Origin of the sequence: Sphingomonas sp. (assembly GCF_017304615.1) — a bacterium.
In the GTDB taxonomy this organism is placed as follows: Bacteria; Pseudomonadota; Alphaproteobacteria; order Sphingomonadales; family Sphingomonadaceae; genus Sphingomonas.
Map to the genome: position 1 here is coordinate 15,303 of NZ_JAFKLZ010000001.1, position 17,349 is coordinate 32,651.

15 protein-coding genes are annotated in these 17,349 nt (G+C 66.0%); 4 read left to right on the top strand and 11 right to left on the bottom strand.

Annotation, left to right across the window (positions count from 1 at the left end):
* The first annotated feature begins 30 nt into the window (after positions 1–30).
* Both J0J06_RS00075 and J0J06_RS00080 read left to right on the top strand, forming a co-directional pair.
* A complete protein-coding gene (locus J0J06_RS00075; RefSeq protein WP_294039323.1) occupies positions 31–309 on the top strand; it encodes a hypothetical protein in 279 nt (92 codons plus the stop codon).
* A complete protein-coding gene (locus J0J06_RS00080) occupies positions 306–650 on the top strand; it encodes a hypothetical protein (protein WP_294039324.1) in 345 nt (114 codons plus the stop codon). The genes J0J06_RS00075 and J0J06_RS00080 overlap by 4 nt, the downstream gene beginning before the upstream one ends.
* Here the strand turns inward: J0J06_RS00080 and J0J06_RS00085 are convergent.
* A complete protein-coding gene (locus J0J06_RS00085) occupies positions 647–1,807 on the bottom strand; it encodes a saccharopine dehydrogenase NADP-binding domain-containing protein (protein WP_294039325.1) in 1,161 nt (386 codons plus the stop codon). The genes J0J06_RS00080 and J0J06_RS00085 overlap by 4 nt on opposite strands.
* Before the next feature lie 14 nt (positions 1,808–1,821).
* Positions 1,822–3,588 carry an ABC transporter transmembrane domain-containing protein gene (locus J0J06_RS00090; RefSeq protein ID WP_294039326.1) on the bottom strand — a complete coding sequence of 589 codons (1,767 nt, stop codon included), beginning with the start codon at positions 3,586–3,588 and terminating at the stop codon, positions 1,822–1,824.
* 124 nt (positions 3,589–3,712) lie between these two features.
* Here J0J06_RS00090 and phaZ point away from each other — a divergent pair, with 124 nt between their 5' ends.
* Positions 3,713–4,930: a polyhydroxyalkanoate depolymerase gene (phaZ, locus tag J0J06_RS00095; protein WP_294040786.1), complete on the top strand. Its 1,218-nt coding sequence runs from the start codon at positions 3,713–3,715 to the stop codon at positions 4,928–4,930.
* A gap of 47 nt (positions 4,931–4,977) precedes the next feature.
* On the opposite strand, the gene J0J06_RS00100 is transcribed toward phaZ, so the two are convergent.
* The 7 genes from J0J06_RS00100 to J0J06_RS00130 all read right to left on the bottom strand — a co-directional run bounded on the left by J0J06_RS00100 (position 4,978) and on the right by J0J06_RS00130 (position 11,964).
* Positions 4,978–5,454, bottom strand: a complete 477-nt coding sequence (locus tag J0J06_RS00100; RefSeq protein WP_294039327.1) for a pyridoxamine 5'-phosphate oxidase family protein — start codon at positions 5,452–5,454, stop codon at positions 4,978–4,980.
* A 78-nt stretch (positions 5,455–5,532) separates the two neighbouring features.
* Positions 5,533–7,890: a serine/threonine-protein kinase gene (locus tag J0J06_RS00105; protein ID WP_294039328.1), complete on the bottom strand. Its 2,358-nt coding sequence runs from the start codon at positions 7,888–7,890 to the stop codon at positions 5,533–5,535.
* The gene (locus tag J0J06_RS00110; protein ID WP_294039329.1) at positions 7,871–8,428 is read right to left on the bottom strand and encodes an ECF-type sigma factor; all 558 of its coding nucleotides are present in this window, start codon (positions 8,426–8,428) and stop codon (positions 7,871–7,873) included. The genes J0J06_RS00105 and J0J06_RS00110 overlap by 20 nt, the downstream gene beginning before the upstream one ends.
* 122 nt (positions 8,429–8,550) lie before the next feature.
* On the bottom strand, positions 8,551–9,282 hold the full coding sequence (locus tag J0J06_RS00115) for a PEPxxWA-CTERM sorting domain-containing protein (protein ID WP_294039330.1): 732 nt from the start codon (positions 9,280–9,282) through the stop codon (positions 8,551–8,553).
* A gap of 123 nt (positions 9,283–9,405) precedes the next feature.
* Positions 9,406–10,203 carry a hypothetical protein gene (locus J0J06_RS00120; protein ID WP_294039331.1) on the bottom strand — a complete coding sequence of 266 codons (798 nt, stop codon included), beginning with the start codon at positions 10,201–10,203 and terminating at the stop codon, positions 9,406–9,408.
* Between the two features lie 40 nt (positions 10,204–10,243).
* Positions 10,244–11,422, bottom strand: a complete 1,179-nt coding sequence (locus J0J06_RS00125) for an acetyl-CoA C-acyltransferase (RefSeq protein ID WP_294039332.1) — start codon at positions 11,420–11,422, stop codon at positions 10,244–10,246.
* A gap of 80 nt (positions 11,423–11,502) precedes the next feature.
* Positions 11,503–11,964 (bottom strand): MaoC family dehydratase, encoded by a 462-nt coding sequence (locus J0J06_RS00130; protein WP_294039333.1) that lies wholly within the window; start codon positions 11,962–11,964, stop codon positions 11,503–11,505.
* A 98-nt stretch (positions 11,965–12,062) separates the two neighbouring features.
* Here J0J06_RS00130 and putA point away from each other — a divergent pair, with 98 nt between their 5' ends.
* Positions 12,063–15,041 (top strand): bifunctional proline dehydrogenase/L-glutamate gamma-semialdehyde dehydrogenase PutA, encoded by a 2,979-nt coding sequence (putA, locus tag J0J06_RS00135; protein WP_294039334.1) that lies wholly within the window; start codon positions 12,063–12,065, stop codon positions 15,039–15,041.
* Here putA and J0J06_RS00140 read toward each other — a convergent pair.
* Entirely contained in the window at positions 15,038–16,255 is a 1,218-nt protein-coding gene (locus tag J0J06_RS00140; RefSeq protein WP_294039335.1) for a mechanosensitive ion channel domain-containing protein, read from the bottom strand. The genes putA and J0J06_RS00140 overlap by 4 nt on opposite strands.
* A gap of 10 nt (positions 16,256–16,265) precedes the next feature.
* Entirely contained in the window at positions 16,266–17,267 is a 1,002-nt protein-coding gene (locus J0J06_RS00145; RefSeq protein WP_294039336.1) for a DNA topoisomerase IB, read from the bottom strand.
* Positions 17,268–17,349 lie beyond the last annotated feature (82 nt).

A 17,349-nucleotide genomic window follows, 5' to 3' on the forward strand; every position in this document is an offset into this window, starting at 1 on the left:
GGAGCAGCGGCAGGAGCAGCAGGGGCGGCCATGGCACGCGCACGGCGGCGGTTGATCTCGCATTTCATGACGGCCGATGCGGTCGCGGCCGACAAGGCGATTGGTTACGCGCCCGAACGTGGGATGGAGCGGCGGTTGCTCGAACGGCTGATCGAGCAAGGCGTGCTACACGTCGCCAAGGCCGGGACTTATTGGCTCGACATTCCCGCCTACGACAAATGGAACCGCAAGCGGCGGCGGCGCGCGGGGATCATGGTGGGCACGGCGGTCGCGATCGGCGCGGCGCTCAGCATCTTTGCGGGCGGATGACCGACCGGCTGCGGCTGACCGGCCTCACGCCGCCCCCTGCGCCGCCGCGATTGCCGCCGGGCGCCTTACGGGTGCGCGGGCGGATCGCCGAGGCGATGCTGGCGGCGCACGCGCTGTCGCCCGAGGATGCGATCGATTTCACGCCCGACCCGCGCGACGCGACGGCGTTCGCGAAGCTGTGTGACGCCGGGATCGTTCGCGCAGTGCCGGGCGGGCAGTTCTGGTTCGATCTCGTGGCGTACCACTTGCGCGAACAGGCGCGCAGCCGCGACGCAGTCATCTGGAGCCTTGGCGTCTCGGTGATGATCGCTGCCGCTGCTCTGTTATTCTATCGTGGCTAGCCGCAGCGGAAGGTCAGCCCCGCCTTCGCCACCAGCCGTTCGCGCAGTTCATCGCCCATCAGCGCGCCCGGGGTCCAGATGCCGCCGTCTCCCTTGACATCCTGCACGAGGCACAGCGCGCTTTCGGCGATCATCTTGCTGGTCGATCCGTAGCCGGGGTCCTTGTCGCCGGTAACGACGCATTCGACGCGCCCGCCGTCGGGATATTCGCCGATGAACAGGATATCGTAATGCCCCGCGTCGCGCTCCTCCTTCGACGGGCCTTCGCCGGGCTTCGGCCCCTTGTCGCCCGCCAGCGGATTGACCTTGGCAATCGCTTCCGCCGCCGCCTTGCCGAGATCGCCCAGCCCGGCGACCATCATCTCGTCATAGACGAAATCCGCGCCATAATGCTCGCCGAGCAGGAAGTTGGTGCGGTGGACGTTCTTGGTGTTGATCGGTGCCATGATGAACGGTGCGACCCACGCCCCGACCGACGAATCATATTCGGGGATCAGCCCGGTCGGCTGGTGAGGCCCCTTGAAGCCGGGAGTCAGCGCGAAAGGGCTGGTAAGCAAAGCGACGATCCGTGGGTCACGCGCAGCGGCGGCGAGCGTAGCCTTAAGGCTCGCCGCCGTGCCGCCGGAAAAGCCGCCTTTCATCACCCGCACCCGACCCTTCACGCGAGGCGCGGGCTTACCGTGCTTGGCGATGGCGCATTGCTGCAGTGTCAGCACGCCCACGTCGAACGGGATCGAATCGAACCCGCAGGAAAAGACGATCCGCGCGCCGCTGGCTTTGGCGTCGTCATGGTGCGCGTCGATCATGTGGCGCATCCACGCTGGCTCGCCGCACAGATCGACATAAGCGGTGCCCGTCGCGGCGCAGGCGGCGACCAGGTCACTGCCATACAGCTGATACGGCCCGACGGTTGAAATGACGACCGTCGTACGCTCGCACATGGCCTTCAGGCTGGCGGGGTCGTCCGAATTGGCGGTTATCAGCGTGGTGCCGGCGGGCGCGCCGATCAGATCGCGCACTTCCTCCAGCTTGGTCAGCGACCGCCCGGCCATCGCCCACGTCACGCCGCTGGGATACGCCTCGACCAGATATTCGGCGACCAGCCGCCCGGTGAACCCGGTCGCGCCATAGACGATGATGTCGAACTCGCGCGCCATTCTATCTCTCCCGATCAGGCAGCCTCGCTGAACTGCAGCGCCGCCAGCCTGGCATATAATCCGCCGCGCGCATTGAGGCTGGCGTGCGTACCTTCCTCGACGATGCGGCCGTCGTCCATCACGATGATCCGCCCAGCGGCGCGCACGGTCGCCAGGCGGTGCGCAATGACGAGGGTGGTGCGCCCGTCCATCAGCCGTTCGAGCGCTTGCTGCACCAGCCGCTCGCTCTCGGCGTCGAGCGCGCTGGTCGCTTCGTCGAGCAGCAGGATCGGGGCATCGCGGAGCAGCGCGCGGGCGATCGCGAGCCGCTGGCGCTGGCCGCCGGACAGGCGCGCGCCGCCTTCGCCCATGAAGGTGTCGAGGCCGTCGGGCAGCTTGCGGAGGAATTCGGCGGCGTTCGCAGCCTCGGCGGCGGCCCAGATTGCGTCGTCGCTCGCGCCCCATTCCCCGTAACGGACATTGTCGCGCGCGGTCGCGCCGAAGATCACCGTTTCCTGCGGCACCATCGCGATGCGGCGGCGGATGTCGGCGGGATCGGCTTGCGGGAGCGCGACGCCGTCGATCGCAATGCTCCCAGCTTGCGGATCGTAGAAACGCTGGATGAGCTGGAACAGCGTCGATTTGCCCGCGCCCGATGGCCCGACAACTGCCAACGTCTCGCCCGGCGCGATGTCGAGCGAGAAATCGTGCAATGCGGAAACATCGGGCCGGGTCGGGTACCGGAACTCGACATGGTCGAAGCGGATCGCGCCACGCGCCGGTTCGAGCAGCGCAACGGGGTTGGCGGGGGCGGCGATCTTGGGCTGCTCGGCGAGCAATTCGCTCAGCCGCTCGGCGGCGCCCGCCGCGCGGAGCAAGTCGCCATAAACTTCGGTCAGCGCGCCGAACGCGCCCGCGACAAGCACGCTGGTCGTGACGAACGCGAGCAATGTCCCCGCAGAGATCGAACCCGCCGACACCGCGCCGAGCATCGTCCGCAACAGCAAGGCGAGTCCGCCGAACAGCAGCCCGATCACCAGCGAGGTCATCACCGCCCGGATCAGGATGCGGCGCTTGGCGGCTGCGAACCCGCGATCGACAGCCCCGGCGAACCGTTCCGACTCGCGCCGTTCCTGCGAAAACGCCTGGACGACCTTCATCGCCGACAATGTCTCGACCGCCATCGCGCCAATATCGGCGATGCGGTCCTGGCTCGACCGCGAGGTAGCGCGCACGCGTCGGCCGAGCAGCACGATCGGCAGCACGACGACCGGAATCCCGATCACCAGCAACCCCGCGAGCGAGGAATCGTAATAGAACAGCAGCCCGAGGCCACCGATCCCGGTCAGCAGGTTGCGCAGCGCGACCGAGACGGTGGAACCGACCGCCATTTCGATCTGCGCGGTGTCGGCGGTGAGGCGCGACGCGATCTCCGACGGACGGTTTTCCTCGAACCAGCCCGGTTCGAGCCGCAACAGGTTCGATTGCACCAGAACACGAACGTCGGCGACGGTGCGCTCACCCAGCCACGACACGAAGTAGAAGCGGATCGCGGTCGCTATCGCCAGCACGCCGACCAGGATGAACAGCAACAGGAACGCGCGATCGTCGCCGACACCCGCCCGCCCGTCGATCGCCATCCGCAGAACATAGGTAAGGCTGAGCGTCGTCGCGGTCGTCGTCAGCAGCGCCGCCAGCGCCACCGCCAGATGGCCCGGATAGCGGCCCACCGCGCGCCAGACCATTTTCAGACTACCGAGCTTGCGGCCCGGCTTCGGCGTGTCGGTAACGGGGTCGGCCATGATCGTTACGCCCTAGAGCGGTGTCCCACGGCCCGCAACGTCGCATCTTTTTGGACGTTGTGTGCGCTGCAACACGGTTCTAGTGGTTCGGACAAAGGAAATGATCGCGATGTATAACGAACCCATGCTGTACAACGCTTACGAATTTCAACGCTCGATGCTGGCCAGCGCCAGCGCATGGGCCAATTTCGGCGCGGAGTTGCTGAGCAATCCGGCCAATCCGTTCGCCTATTTCGGTGGCGGCCCGGTGCTGGCGTCGGCGCTGGAGGTGTTCGCCCATGCCGCGGCGCCGCGCGGCAAGCCCGAATTCGGACTCAATCACACCGTGATTGACGGCAAGGAGATCGACGTCACCGAGTCGATCGTGCTCAGGAAGCCGTTCGGTCAGCTCAAGCGCTTCGTGCGGCATGGTGTGGAAGGCGGCCCGCGGTTGCTGATCGTCGCGCCGATGTCGGGCCACTACGCCACGCTGCTGCGCGGCACGGTTGAACGGATGTTGCCGTTCGCGGACGTCTACATCACCGACTGGCGAGACGCGCGGCAAGCGCCGCTGACGGACGGCCGTTTCGATCTCGACGACTATATCGATTACCTGATCGAGTTCATGCACGTGATCGGGTCGGGCGCGCATATGCTGGCGGTGTGCCAGCCCTCGGTGCCAGCCTATGCCGCAGCGTGCGTGATGAGCGCCGACAAGGATCCCTGCCGCCCGAAGACGCTGACGCTGATGGGCGGCCCGATCGATACGCGCGAGGCGCCAACGGCGGTCAACACGCTGGCGACCGAACGCCCGTTCGCCTGGTTTGAGCAGAATGTCATCGCGACGGTGCCGATGAACTATCCGGGCGCTGGACGGAAGGTCTACCCGGGCTTCCTCCAGCTCGCAGGGTTCATGACGATGAACCTCGGCAACCACATGATGTCGCATTGGGAAATGTTCAAACATCTCGTCCAGGGCGAGGACATGGAAGCCGAAGCGACCATGAAGTTCTACGAGGAATATCGGTCGGTCTGCGACATGACCGCCGAATTCTACCTCCAGACGATCGACGTGGTATTCCAGAAGCACGCGCTGCCCAAGGGCGAGATGACGCACCGTGGCCGCCTGGTCGATCCGGCGGCGATCACCGACATCGCGCTGTTGGCGATCGAGGGCGAGCGTGACGACATTTCCGGACTCGGCCAGACCAAGGCGGCGCTAACGATCAGCAAGAACGTGCCCGCCGCGATGAAGCGGCATTTCGTCGCCGACGCCGGCCATTATGGCATCTTCAACGGCAGCAAGTGGCGCAACCAGATCGCGCCGGTGGTGGAGAAGTGGATCAGCGCGCACGGCGGGTAAACTCGCCGGCGCGCCGCTTCACCCGTCAGGTACGGTCAGGCTCCGCCCTACTCCGCTGTGGTACTCACCTTCGCGTGGCTGCCTTCGTCGCCGACCTTGATCGTGCCGCCGAACAGCATCTTCACCTTGCCGGCCAGCGACATGTCGGTCTCCCACATCTCGGCATCGGCTATGTCGAAGCGCAGCAGCGCAAGGTTGGGATCATCCTTGCCACCCGGAAACCAGGCCTCGACCTGCTTGTTCCAAAGCTTGTCGATCATCGCGAAGTCGTTGTCCACGCGCGCGGTGCCTGCCAGGCAGGCGAAGAAATCGTGCCCCTTCGATACGAACTGCGCCATCGCCCGGCCGCCGCCCGCGAGCCGATTGTCCTTCCCGATAAAGAAGAACAGCGTGTCGACCTGATCCTGATCGAGCTGCGCGGTGAGCGGTTCCGCGTGACCGCCGCCATCCAGGCCGATCATCAGAAACGGGCTGTCGGCAAGCTTCTTCCAGAAATGCTGCTTGATCTCGTGCGTGTCGGCCATCGTCTTCGCTCCTCGATTGGATCTACCGGGGAAAACGACGCTCGGCCGCCTTGGTTGCGCGGCATGCGGGCCTCCGATTCAGGCGGGTGCGCAAAGCTTGATTTTAAGCGCCTCACTTTGGGGCAGGTTCTTGCGGGCATCGAGCGCGCCCAGATTGCCGCGCGCGCGAATGTCGCTCCATACTGTGAACGCGCGGGTCGCGGCGGCGCAGGCTTGCTGCTGATGCCCGAGCTTGTCGAGCAGCTTGGCGTGCGGGGCCAGGCCGATCGCGAGATCGCGCATCCGCTGCGGGTTGCCGGGCGACCGTGCCAGTCGCGCTTCACGCAGCGCCACGCTCGCCGCCGAGGGTTCTAGCGCGTCGACCGCACGCCCCATGTCACCTAGCAGGGCGGCCTGCTGGCCGTAGAGCACCAGCAGTTTCTTTTCCGCCGCCGCGTCGGGGCCGTAGACGAGCAGCTTCTTGAGCGTCGCGACGCCCTGTTCGGCGACCGACAGCGCCTCGGCTTCCTGCCCGCTATCGCCGAGCGAGCCGGAGATGTTGAACGCTTCCTCGCCCTTCTGGATCAGCCATTGCGGGATCGCGCCGTCCTCAGCGATTGCGGCATCAATCAGCGCGTCGGCGGCGCGATAGGGGCCGAGGCTGCCGGGAATATCGCCGGTGTAATAAAGCGCGTCGCCGATCCGGTTGAGCAGGCTGATCTCCAGTATCCGCGCTTGGCGGGCAAGCGACGCGGGCCATTTTCGTGCCTTCAGCCGGGCGAGCGCCGCGCGCATCTGCGGCAACGCCTCGGCGGATTTGTCGGCGCTCCAGATCAGGTCGTAACCAGTATTCTTTTCGGCGGTCAGCTTGCCGAGCAAGGCCGACGCGTTGTTGGGTGCGATCGTCAGCGCGGCGTCGAACCACTTGATCGCGGCGCGGTTGGCGGCCGGCGAATCCTGGTTATCGGCGTGCAGCGACCAGCGATCGGCATAAACCCAGCCGAGTTCGGCGAGCGCATCGGCGTTACGCGGGCGATCAGCGATCAGCGGCGTGAGGATCGCCTCCGCCCGGTCGAGCGCGGCCGCTGCCTTGTCGGGCCGGCCCAAATCCGAATTGCCGGGCAATCCCTCGATCGCCGCCAGCCGCCGATAGCTCTTTGCGCCGTCGAGCCTGAGGTCGACTGTGCTGTTCTTCGTCAGCATCAGCCGGTCGAGATAGCGCGCCGCCGTCGCGGCGATCTCGGCCCGCTTGGCGACGGTGCCGGGCTGGCGCGCGAGTTCGTCGTATAAGTCGAACAGCATGAAGTGCGATAGATCGCGCACTTCGTCGAACCGCGCTTCGGCGACCGTCCTGTTCTGTTCGGCGCGGACATAGCTGGTCGTCGCGACCAGCGAGGTGGCGCTCAGCAGCACAAGGGCCGCGCCCGTCGCACCGACCCCGATGCGATGGCGCGCGACGAACTTGTTCGCGCGATACCGCACCGTCGCGGGCAGGGCGGAGACCGGCAATTGTCCGCGCCAGCGCTCGACGTCGGCGATCAGCGCGGCGACGCTGCCGTATCTTCTCTGTTCCTCGGGATGCTGCGCCTTGGCGGCGATCGCCGCGAGTTCGGAATCGTCCTCGTCTTCGATCATCACCGACAGCGTGCGGCCCAGCGCAAACACATCGTCGGCGACCGACGGCCCGGCGCCGGCCAGACGCTGTGGGCTGGCGAACGCGCGCGTGATCGCGCCGGAGGACGAGCCCGCCGAGGGCGGCGCGTGCCGGGCCTCGCCGTCGATCAGTTGCGAAATGCCGAAGTCGAGCAATTTCAGCCGTCCATTACGGCTGACCAGGATATTGGACGGCTTCAGGTCGGCGTGCGCGATCATCCGGCTATGGGCATATTGCACCGCGTCGGCGGCCTTCACGAACAAGGTCACGCGTGCGTCGAGCGGCAGATCCTCCGCGGCTTCGTCGATCGGCACGCCATCGACATATTCCATCGCCAGCCACGGCAGCCCGTCTTCGGTGACGCCGCCGTCGATCAGCCGCCCGATATTGGGATGCTCCAGCCGAGCGAGAAATCGGCGCTCGTCGTTGAACGCCTCTGCGGCGCGGGCCAGCGCGTGGCGCTGGATCAGCTTGATGGCGACGGTCTGGTCGAACAGCCCGTCGTCGCGCACGCCGGCCCACACCTCGCCCATGCCGCCGCGGCCGACGCGCTCGGTCAGCCGGAACGCACCCACCTTGGTGGGAGGAAGCGCCGCGTTGTCGAACTCGCCGCTCCCCGGGATCAGCGTCGGCAATGCGTTGCGGCCGGTATCCAGCCTCGCCTCGAGCGCGGCGACGCGCGCGAGCACCTCGGGACTGGCCCCGGCGAGGATGCGTGCGCGCTGGCGCTCCGTCGTCGCGTCGACCAGCCGTTCGACCCGCGCGAGCGCGTCGCGCTCGACATCAACCGATAGAATCGTCATCGCCCAGATGTTCCAACAACCAGGCGCGCGCGGCTTGCCAGCGGCGCTTGATCGTGCGCTCGGCAAGGCCGCTGGCCTGGGCGGCTTCCTCGACCGTCAGGCCGAGCATGAACCGCAATTCCACGACTTGAGCATGTTCGGGCGACACCTCGGCCAATGCTTCGAGCGCGCGGTCGAGATCGTGGATGTCCATCAGCGCGGCGGCGGGATCGTCGGGCCACCGCGTGACCATGGTCGGCATCCGGCGCTTGCCCGCCGCGCCCTTGCGCGCTTCGTCGATCATGATGCGGCGCATCGTCCGCGCGGCCATCGCCAGCATGTGCGCCTTGCCGTGGACCTCCATGCGGTCCAGCCCGATCAGCCGGATCGCCGCCTCATTGGCCAGTTCGGTCGCCTGCAGGGAACGGTTCGGGCCGTCGCGCGCGACGATGCCGCGCGCGATACGACGAACGTCGTCATAGCAGGCCGCGAGCAGTTCGGCGGATACCCCCGCGCTGCCGCGCCCGGCCCGGACCTTGGCGCCTTCCCCATCAGACACGCGCGGGAGTGTCGCTGCAACCGGCGGCACTTGCAAGCGCCGACCGCGATGCCGCAGGTGGCGCGGATTGGGACAGTTGATATCCCCTGCGAAGCGCCGACCTTGGGCGATAGCGGGCATGGTCACACGGCGAAACGGACGCGCCGAACCGGACGCCGCCGCAATGCTAGTCCGATCATGCCGAAGCCCAGCATCATCGTCGCCCAAGTGGCTGGTTCCGGCACCGCATTGGTCGGGGCCGGGGTTGCGTAGAGCAAGCCGGTGCCGATCGTCTGACCGTTCGAAAAGGCGATCGCGGCGAACGTGTCGCGCAGTCCGAATCCGGCGTCGCCATTGGGTCCCGTCAACGCGACCCCACTGGCGAAGTTGGACAGCAGGTCATAGTCGCTGTCGATGCCGGTGCCGTTCGCCATCGACAGCAATGCCGCGATCAACTGAGCTTCATTGCTGGTTGGGAACAGGGTGCCGAACGCGATGCCTTGCGCGCTCGCGGCGAACGCGGTGTTGGTGAACACCACCAGATGCTGCTGACCTGTCGGGTCGCCGGGCAAATCGCTGGCGACGCCCAACAGGATGGCGCGCGTAATCGGGTCAGTCTTGGGAAAGATGTCGGTCAGCGTGCTCGCGCCGGCTGGTGCGGTGTCCGAATTGCTGATGCCCGATCCGCAGGCGCCAAATTCGGTGTATTTGGCGATCGCATAGACCTCATAGGTCTGGGCGAAATCGTAATTGGCCAGATACGGAGCCGAAGATCCGCAAACATAGTCTTCCGCCACGGCGGGCGTCGCGGCGAACAAGGCGAAGCTGGCCGACAAGATTGCCAGACCGGCGGAAAGGAAGGACGGTAGATGCATGAAAAGCCCCCTCATGGTTGAACTCAACAACCGATAAGGCGGCCTTGCCCGTCAAACGGGGCCAACCGAGGAGTAGAATTCGTCGATTCGCTTCGATGAGTTGTCGCGCGGCGCCGGTGGTTGTCAGTCGCGCCGGACCAGCCGTTGCAAACGGCCTGCTACTCGCCGGGCGGGGCGGCCGACGAAATGACTGACGTGGCGATCGGCGAGCATCCGCGCGCGTCGTGTGGGCGGCATGTCGGCCACGGCGATCAAGTGATCGAGTCCGTCGCGGGTCAGCGCGGTCCGTTCGAGTTCGCCATCCTGATACCGGAGGGCGGCGACTTCGTGGACTTGCTCATACCAATGCCCCTCCGCCGCCGGGAATTCGGTCACGCGAATATCGTTCAGCGCCAGGTAGAAGGAAATCCAAAGGTCGTCCTGATAGACGAACCGCGTCCCCGCGACGCAACGGTCGAAGAACACCTGCGCTCCGGCCAAATGCGGCGTCCACACGCTGAACCCGTCGCAGCCCTGGCCGATCGTCAGGCCGTTGCAGCGATAGGTCCAGCCGCTGAACGCGCGGTCGAGTGCCGCCATCTGCGCCGCCGCGAAGCGCGAGACGAAATCGCGGGCGTAGCGCACGTCGTCATCGGCCAGGATTAGCACCGCCGGTTCTGCAATCGCCGCGAGCGCGCCGAGCAGCTTTGATCCCGGCCCATAATCGCGCGGCGGCCGGGCGATCTCGACGATGCCGCCATGCCAGGCGCGATCGCCGAGAAAGTCCGGGACGTCATAGCCGTCCGCCTCCCGCAACAACGCGTCGGGCAAGGTGAGCACGATCCGGTCGGGCGGGCGGTCGCCGTCGAGCAGCGATTCGAGGCACGGCCGGATCAGGCCGATACGGCTCGGCAGCGTCGTGATCCCCACGACAACCGGCACTTCTCCCCGACTGGCCGACCCCCCGCCGATATGAACCCCCTTACAGCACCTCGAACAACCCGGCCGCGCCCTGGCCGCCGCCGATGCACATTGTCACGACGACGTATTTCGCGCCACGGCGCTTGCCCTCGATCAACGCATGGCCGGTGCAGCGCGCGCCAGTCATGCCATAGGGGTGGCCGATCGAGATCGACCCGCCGTTGACGTTGAGCAGTTCGTCGGGGATGCCGAGCTTGTCGCGGCAGTACAGCACCTGCACCGCGAACGCTTCGTTCAGTTCCCACAGGCCGATGTCGTCCATCTTCAGCCCGTTGCGCTCGAGCAGTTTCGGGATGGCGAAGACCGGACCGATACCCATCTCGTCGGGCTCGGTCCCCGCCACCGCCATGCCGACATAGCGGCCGATCGGAGTCAGGCCGCGCTTCGATGCGAGCGATTCCTCCATCAGCACCGACGCGGACGAGCCGTCCGACAGTTGCGACGCATTGCCCGCGGTGATCGTGAAGTCCGGACCCAGCACCGGCTGCAACCCGCGCAGGCCCTCGATCGAGGTTTCGGGCCGGTTGCCCTCGTCCTTGGTGACTTCGACCTCGTGATAGGTGACTTCCTTGGTCTCCTTGTTGGTCATTGCCATCGTGGCTTTGACCGGAACGATCTCGTCGTCGAACTTGCCCGCGGCTTGCGCGGCGGCGGTGCGCTGCTGCGACTGGAGCGAATATTGGTCCATCGCCTCGCGGCTGATGTTGTAGCGTTTCGCCACGACCTCGGCGGTCTGCAGCATCGGCATGTAGACGTCCTTGTGCATCGCCAGCAGTTCGTCGTCGCGGCCGACGCGCATCAGCGGGGTCTGCACCATCGAGATCGATTCGACACCGCCGCCGATCGCGATGTCCATATTGTCGAGCACGATCTCCTTCGCCGCGGTGGCGATCGCCATCAGGCCCGAAGCGCACTGACGATCGACCGACATGCCCGCCACGCTGACGGGCAGCCCGGCGCGGAGCAGAGCGAGGCGGGCGATGTTGCCCGCCTGGACCCCCTGCTGAAGCGCGGCGCCGAACACGACGTCGTCGACCTCCGCCGGATCGATCTTTGCGCGTTCGACCGCGGCCTTGATCGAATGGCCGCCCAATGTCGGTGACGGCGTGTTGTTGAACCCGCCGCGATAGGCGCGGCCGATCGGCGTGCGGGCGGTGGAAACGATGACTGCGGAGCGCATTGGTAAGTCCTTATCTTTGACGTGAACGGAAGATGGAGAGTGCGCCGCGCAAAGTCAGCCCCACCCTCGGCTCCTGGGGATCAAACGAAAATCTGGCTGATCCACTCGGCGATCAGGGCGGGCTTGTCCTTGCCCTCGATCTCGACGGTGAATTCGTTGGTCTGCTGCCACTGGCCGGGGCGCTTTTCGACCAGTTCGAGCAGCTTGAATCGCCCCCGAACGCGGCTGCCCGACGGCACCGGGGTCAGGAAACGGGTTTTGTTGCCGCCGTAATTGACCCCCATCTTTACGCCTTCGATGTTCGGCGCGTCCTTCACCAGCGAGGACAACAGCGGCATTAGCGACAGCGTCAGGAAGCCGTGGGCGATCGTGCCGCCGAACGGCGTCATCTTGGCCATTTCGGGATTCACGTGGATGAACTGGTGATCGCCGGTCGCGTCGGCGAACTTGTTGATCATGTCCTGCGTCACTTCGACCCAATCGGACACGTTTTCGCTGCCGATCTGCGTCGCGCGTTCCTGAATCGTGATGGTGGCGGTCACGGCATTCCCCTTGAAGCGGTTTCGGCGCTAAGGCCGTCGGCATTCCTCTGGCGTGCCCGCGCGTGCGACGCAAGCCCGACCCGACCGAGAATTGGAAAATGACAAGAGACGCTACGTCTTCCGCCCGCAAAACCATGGCCGCGCAGTATCGGGCGGCCGAACCCGATATTCTAAAGCCGCTTTTGGCGCGTGCCGCACTGACCCCCGACTCGCGCGCCCGAGTGCTGGGACATGCGTCCGGCCTGCTCGCCGATCTGCGCGCGGCGCAGAACAGGGGGTGGGTCAACCAGTTCCTGCAGGAATACCGGCTCAACTCGTCAGAGGGCGTCGCGCTGCTCAGCCTCGCCGAGGCGTTCCTGCGCGTGCCCGATCCCGAAACCGCCGATCTCCTGATCGCGGACAAGCTCGGCGATGCCGACTGGCGCGCACATACAGGGGAAAGCAATTCTAGTCTGGTGAACATCGCCACCTGGGGGCTGGTGGTCGGCCGCGTACTGGTGGGTGAGGGGGAGGCGGGACCCTTGCGCCGCCTGATCAGCCGCGCGGGCGAGCCGTTCGTGCGCCAGGCGGTCGGTGCGGCGATGCGGATGATGGGCGAAATCTTCGTGATGGGCCGAACCATCGACGAGGCGATGGCCCGGATGCGGAAGGGCGAGAACAAGGGTTTCACCGCCAGCTTCGATATGCTGGGCGAGGCGGCGCGCACGGTCGAGGACGCCGCGCGCTATTTCAATGCCTATACCGACGCGATCGATGCGGTGGGCAAGGACCCGGTGGCGGGCCATTCGATCTCGGTAAAGCTGTCCGCGCTCCACCCGCGCTACGAGGTCGCGCAATATGATCGCTGCGTCCCCGCGCTGACCGGGATGCTGGAGGCGCTGGCGGTGCAGGCGGCGGGGAAGGGCATCGCGCTGACCGTCGATGCGGAGGAGTCCGAACGGCTCGAGATGAGCCTCGACATTATCGGCGCGGTCGCCTCGCTGCCGAGCCTGAAGGGCTGGGACGGGTTCGGCATGGCGGTGCAGGCGTATGGCAAGCGCGCGCGGCCGGTGATTGACTGGGCGAACAACCTCGACCGTCTGATGAACGTCCGTTTGGTCAAGGGTGCCTATTGGGATAGCGAGATCAAGCGCACGCAGGTCGAGGGGTTGGCCGACTATCCGCTGTTCACGCGCAAGGCGGCGACGGACGTGTCGTATCTCGCGGTGGCGCGCGACATGCTAGATGCGAAGAACATCCGCCCGGCCTTTGCCAGCCACAATGCGCTGACCGTTGCGACGCTGATGGAATGGGCCGGCAACACGCGCGATTTCGAGTTCCAGCGGCTCCACGGCATGGGCGACGGCCTCTACGAGCGGCTGGTGCGCGAACAAGGCTATCATTGCCGCATCTATGCGCCGGTCGGCGGGCATCGCGACTTGCTAGCGTACCTCGTGCGGCGTTTGTTGGAGAATGGCGCGAATTCGAGCTTCGTGCATCAACTCGCCGACGAGCGCCTGTCGGAGGACGAGATCCTCGCCGATCCGGTCGAGAAGATCGCCGCGGTCGGCGGCGCGCGCCACCCGAGCATCCCGCTGCCGATCGACCTGTTCGGCGACCGCAAGAATTCAAGCGGGATCGATTTGAGCGATCGGGAGGTGCTGGCCGACACCGAACGGGCGGTACGGGAGCCTTACCCGGATCTCATCGCCAAGACGATCGAGATGCCTGTCGCGAAGGTCGGAGACGCCATCGCTCGTGCTGCCGCTGCATTTCCGGGCTGGTCCGCCACGCCGGTTGAACAGCGCGCGGCGATCATGGAGCGGCTTGCCGATCTGCTGGAATCCAATCGCGACGAACTTATGGCGATTTGCGTGCAGGAAGCGTTCAAGACGATTCCCGACGCAATCGGCGAGGTGCGCGAGGCCGCCGATTTCTGCCGCTATTACGCGCAGCAGGCGCGTGCCGGCCTGCAACCGATCGAGCTCCCCGGCCCGACCGGCGAACGCAACACCCTGCATCTGGACGGGCGCGGGGTGTGGGCGACGATCGCGCCGTGGAATTTCCCGCTCGCCATTTTCCTCGGTCAGACTGTCGCGGCTTTGGTCACCGGGAATACTGTCGTCGCCAAACCCGCGCCCCAGACGCCTTTCATCGCAAATCGTGCAGTCGAGTTGGCGCACGAGGCAGGCATTCCAAAAGACGCATTGATCCTCGTCCCCGGCGGGCCGGAGGCCGGCGCTGCGCTGACCGCCGATCCGCGCGTGATGGGTGTCGCCTTTACCGGATCGACCGCGACCGCCAAGAAGATCGCGCGCAGCCTCCTCGCCGATGACGACCGCCCAATCGTCCCGCTGATCGCGGAGACCGGCGGCATCAACGCGATGATCGTGGACTCCACCGCGCTGCCCGAACAGGTCGTGGTCGACGTCGTGACCTCATCGTTCCGTTCCGCCGGCCAGCGCTGTTCGGCGCTCCGGCTGCTGCTGTTGCAGGATGACATCGCCGACGGCGTGATCGACATGCTCAACGGGGCGATGGAGCTGCTAGTGCTCGGCGACCCCGCCGATCCGCGCACGGACGTCGGCCCGGTGATCGATCAGGCCGCCTACGACAAACTCATGGCCTATCGTGCCGCGCCCAAGGGCAAGGTGCTCAAGACGCTCGACCCGCCAGCGTCTGGCCTGTTCGTGCCGCCGACTCTGATCCGGCTCGACGCCGTCGAGGACTTGACCGCCGAATGGTTTGGGCCGGTGCTCCACGTCGCGACCTGGCCCGCGGGCAAGCTCAGCGAGACGATCGCGCGGGTCAACGCCAAGGGCTATGGCCTGACGATGGGCCTGCACAGCCGCATCGCGCGCGCCGGCGACGTGGTCGAGGCAGAGGCGGCGGTCGGCAACCTTTACGTCAACCGCAGCATGATCGGCGCGGTGGTGGGGTCTCAGCCGTTCGGCGGAGAGGGCCTGTCGGGCACCGGGCCGAAAGCGGGCGGGCCGCATTACCTCTATCGCTTCGTCGCCGAGCGGGCGGTTTCGGTCGACACGACCTCGGCTGGCGGCAACGCGACCTTGCTCAGCCTCGACGAGGGCGGGATTTAGGCCACATCCTCCTGATCGGCCGCCGACGTGTCGCCCGATGAGGGCGGCTTGGCGATCGTTTCGTTCGATTCCCTGATCTTGCGCGCGCGCTTCGGCTGGATCAGGCCTGCTTCCTCGGGGGTCAGGCCGACCTCGGTCGGATAGGCGAAGGCGATGCGGTCTTCGTTGAAGCGCTTGACGATCGCCAGACCGATCGAATGGCGCAGGTCGAACATGTCCTGCAACGCCGCACTCGGCGAATCGAACTGCAATTCGAAGTCGTAGCTTTGCGTGCCGAACCCGACGAACCCGGCGCGGACGAACTTGCCCTCGTGATCCTCGACGATGTCCTTCAACAGATGGGGCAAAGCCTCCATCACCGGCACCGGCGTGGTCTGGACGATGCCGAGCGTGAAGATCACGCGACGCATCTCGCGCTGGGTGTTGTTGATGATCTCCTGGTCGAGCAGCCGCTTGTTGCCGATGATCCGCGCCTCGCCATTGGTGCCGCGGATGCGGGTGGATCGCATGCCGATGTCCTCGACCGTCCCCGACGATTTGTCGAAGGTGATCGCATCGCCCTTCTTGAACGGTCGGTCGAAGATGATCGCGATAGCGGCGAACAGGTCGGCGAAGATGCTTTGCGCGGCCAGGCCGATCGCGATGCCGCCGACGCCCAGGCCCGCGACCAGACCCGTGACGTTGACCCCCAGATTGCCGAGCACCAGCACCAGCGCGATCGCGAACACGGCAAAGCTGACAAACAGGCGGATCAGGCCCATCGCGTTGACCAGCGCCTCGCCATGATAGTCCTGCGCCGACGTCCGGTGCTCAATCGCGCCCAGGATGATCTCGCGCGCCCACACCGCGCCCTGGAGCACCGCGGCGATCGTGAACAGGAAATGGATCACCGACACGATTCCGGCGGGCGCGTCCGCAAACCGCGCAAAGCTCATGACGATCTCGGCGGCGGCGGAGGCAATGAACAGGTTGCTCGTCTTGGCGAGCGCCCGCCCGAACACGGTGCCCCAGCCCATGCGCGACGTGTCGCGCGCGCACATCCGCCTGCCGATGCCGCGTACGAAATGCAGTGCCGCAAACAACAGGACGCCCGCGCCGATCGCGATCAGGATCTGCAGCCAGTGCAACACGAACCAGGCGATCGTCGCGTCGTACAATTCGCCGGCCTGGTCGCGCAGATCTGTTGCGGGATGAGACGCGGTCTTTTCGATCATGGAACTCTCTTCAAGCTACCGGTCGGCGGGGTTGCGCCTCGCGCTTCAGGAACGCGATCAGCCCGCGCTCGTAACGATCGAGATAGCGCGTCGCGCGCGGCAGGGCGAGGTCCTTGCGAAACCGCTCCTGGCCCTGCTTGGTCAAGTCGATCAGCGCCGGGTGGACATATGATTTTCGCGCAATGGCGGGCGTGTTGCCGAGCGCTTGGGTGACGCGTTCGAGCATCGCCTTGAGCCCGACGTCGTGGTCGGCCCCGGCGAGCGTCTCGAACGCGATCACGCTCGCGCCCCACGTGCGAAAATGCTTTGCGGTGAAGTCGCAGCCGGTCGCTTCGCGAATATAGTCGTTCACGTCGGACGAGGTGACGGGGTGTGTCAGGCCCGCGGCGCCGACATATTGGAACAGATGCTGGCCGGGCAGATCCTGGCATTGCTTGACGAACCGGGCGAGGCTGCGGTCGGTGATTGCGAGTTCGCGTATCTTGCCCGACTTGGCGCGATACTGGAGCTTGATCGTGGCGCCCCGGATTTTCGCGTGCCGGTTGCGCAACGTGGTCGCGCCGAAACTCTTGTTCGCCTTGGCGTAGCTCTCGTTGCCGACGCGCAGGTGCCCGATGTCGAGCAGCTTGACGATCGCGGCGACCGTGCGTTCCTTGCTGTGGCCGCGCTTGCGCATGTCGGCGTCGACACGGGCGCGAAGCTTCGGCAACGCCTCGCCGAAGATCGAGCAGCGGTTATATTTCTCGCCCTCTTGCCGGGCACGGAAATCGGGATGGTAGCGATATTGCTTGCGGCCCTTGTCGTCCTTGCCCGTCGCCAGAATATGCCCGTTCGGCTTCGGGCAGAACCACGCGTCGGTATAGGCCGGCGGCAGTCCGACGCGATTGAGCCGGTCGATCTCGTCGCGATCGGTAATTCGCTTGCCGTCGGCATCCCAATAGCCCCAGCCGTGCCGCACCTTTTGCCGGGTGATGCCGGGCTGGCTGTCGTCGCAATAGACTAGTCGGGTCATGGGTCTCCGTTCGCTAGAGCCAAGGAAATGCGCGGTTCGCCGCTTCGTTCCGGAACGGTATAGCAGGCAGCGGGTTAGGTAG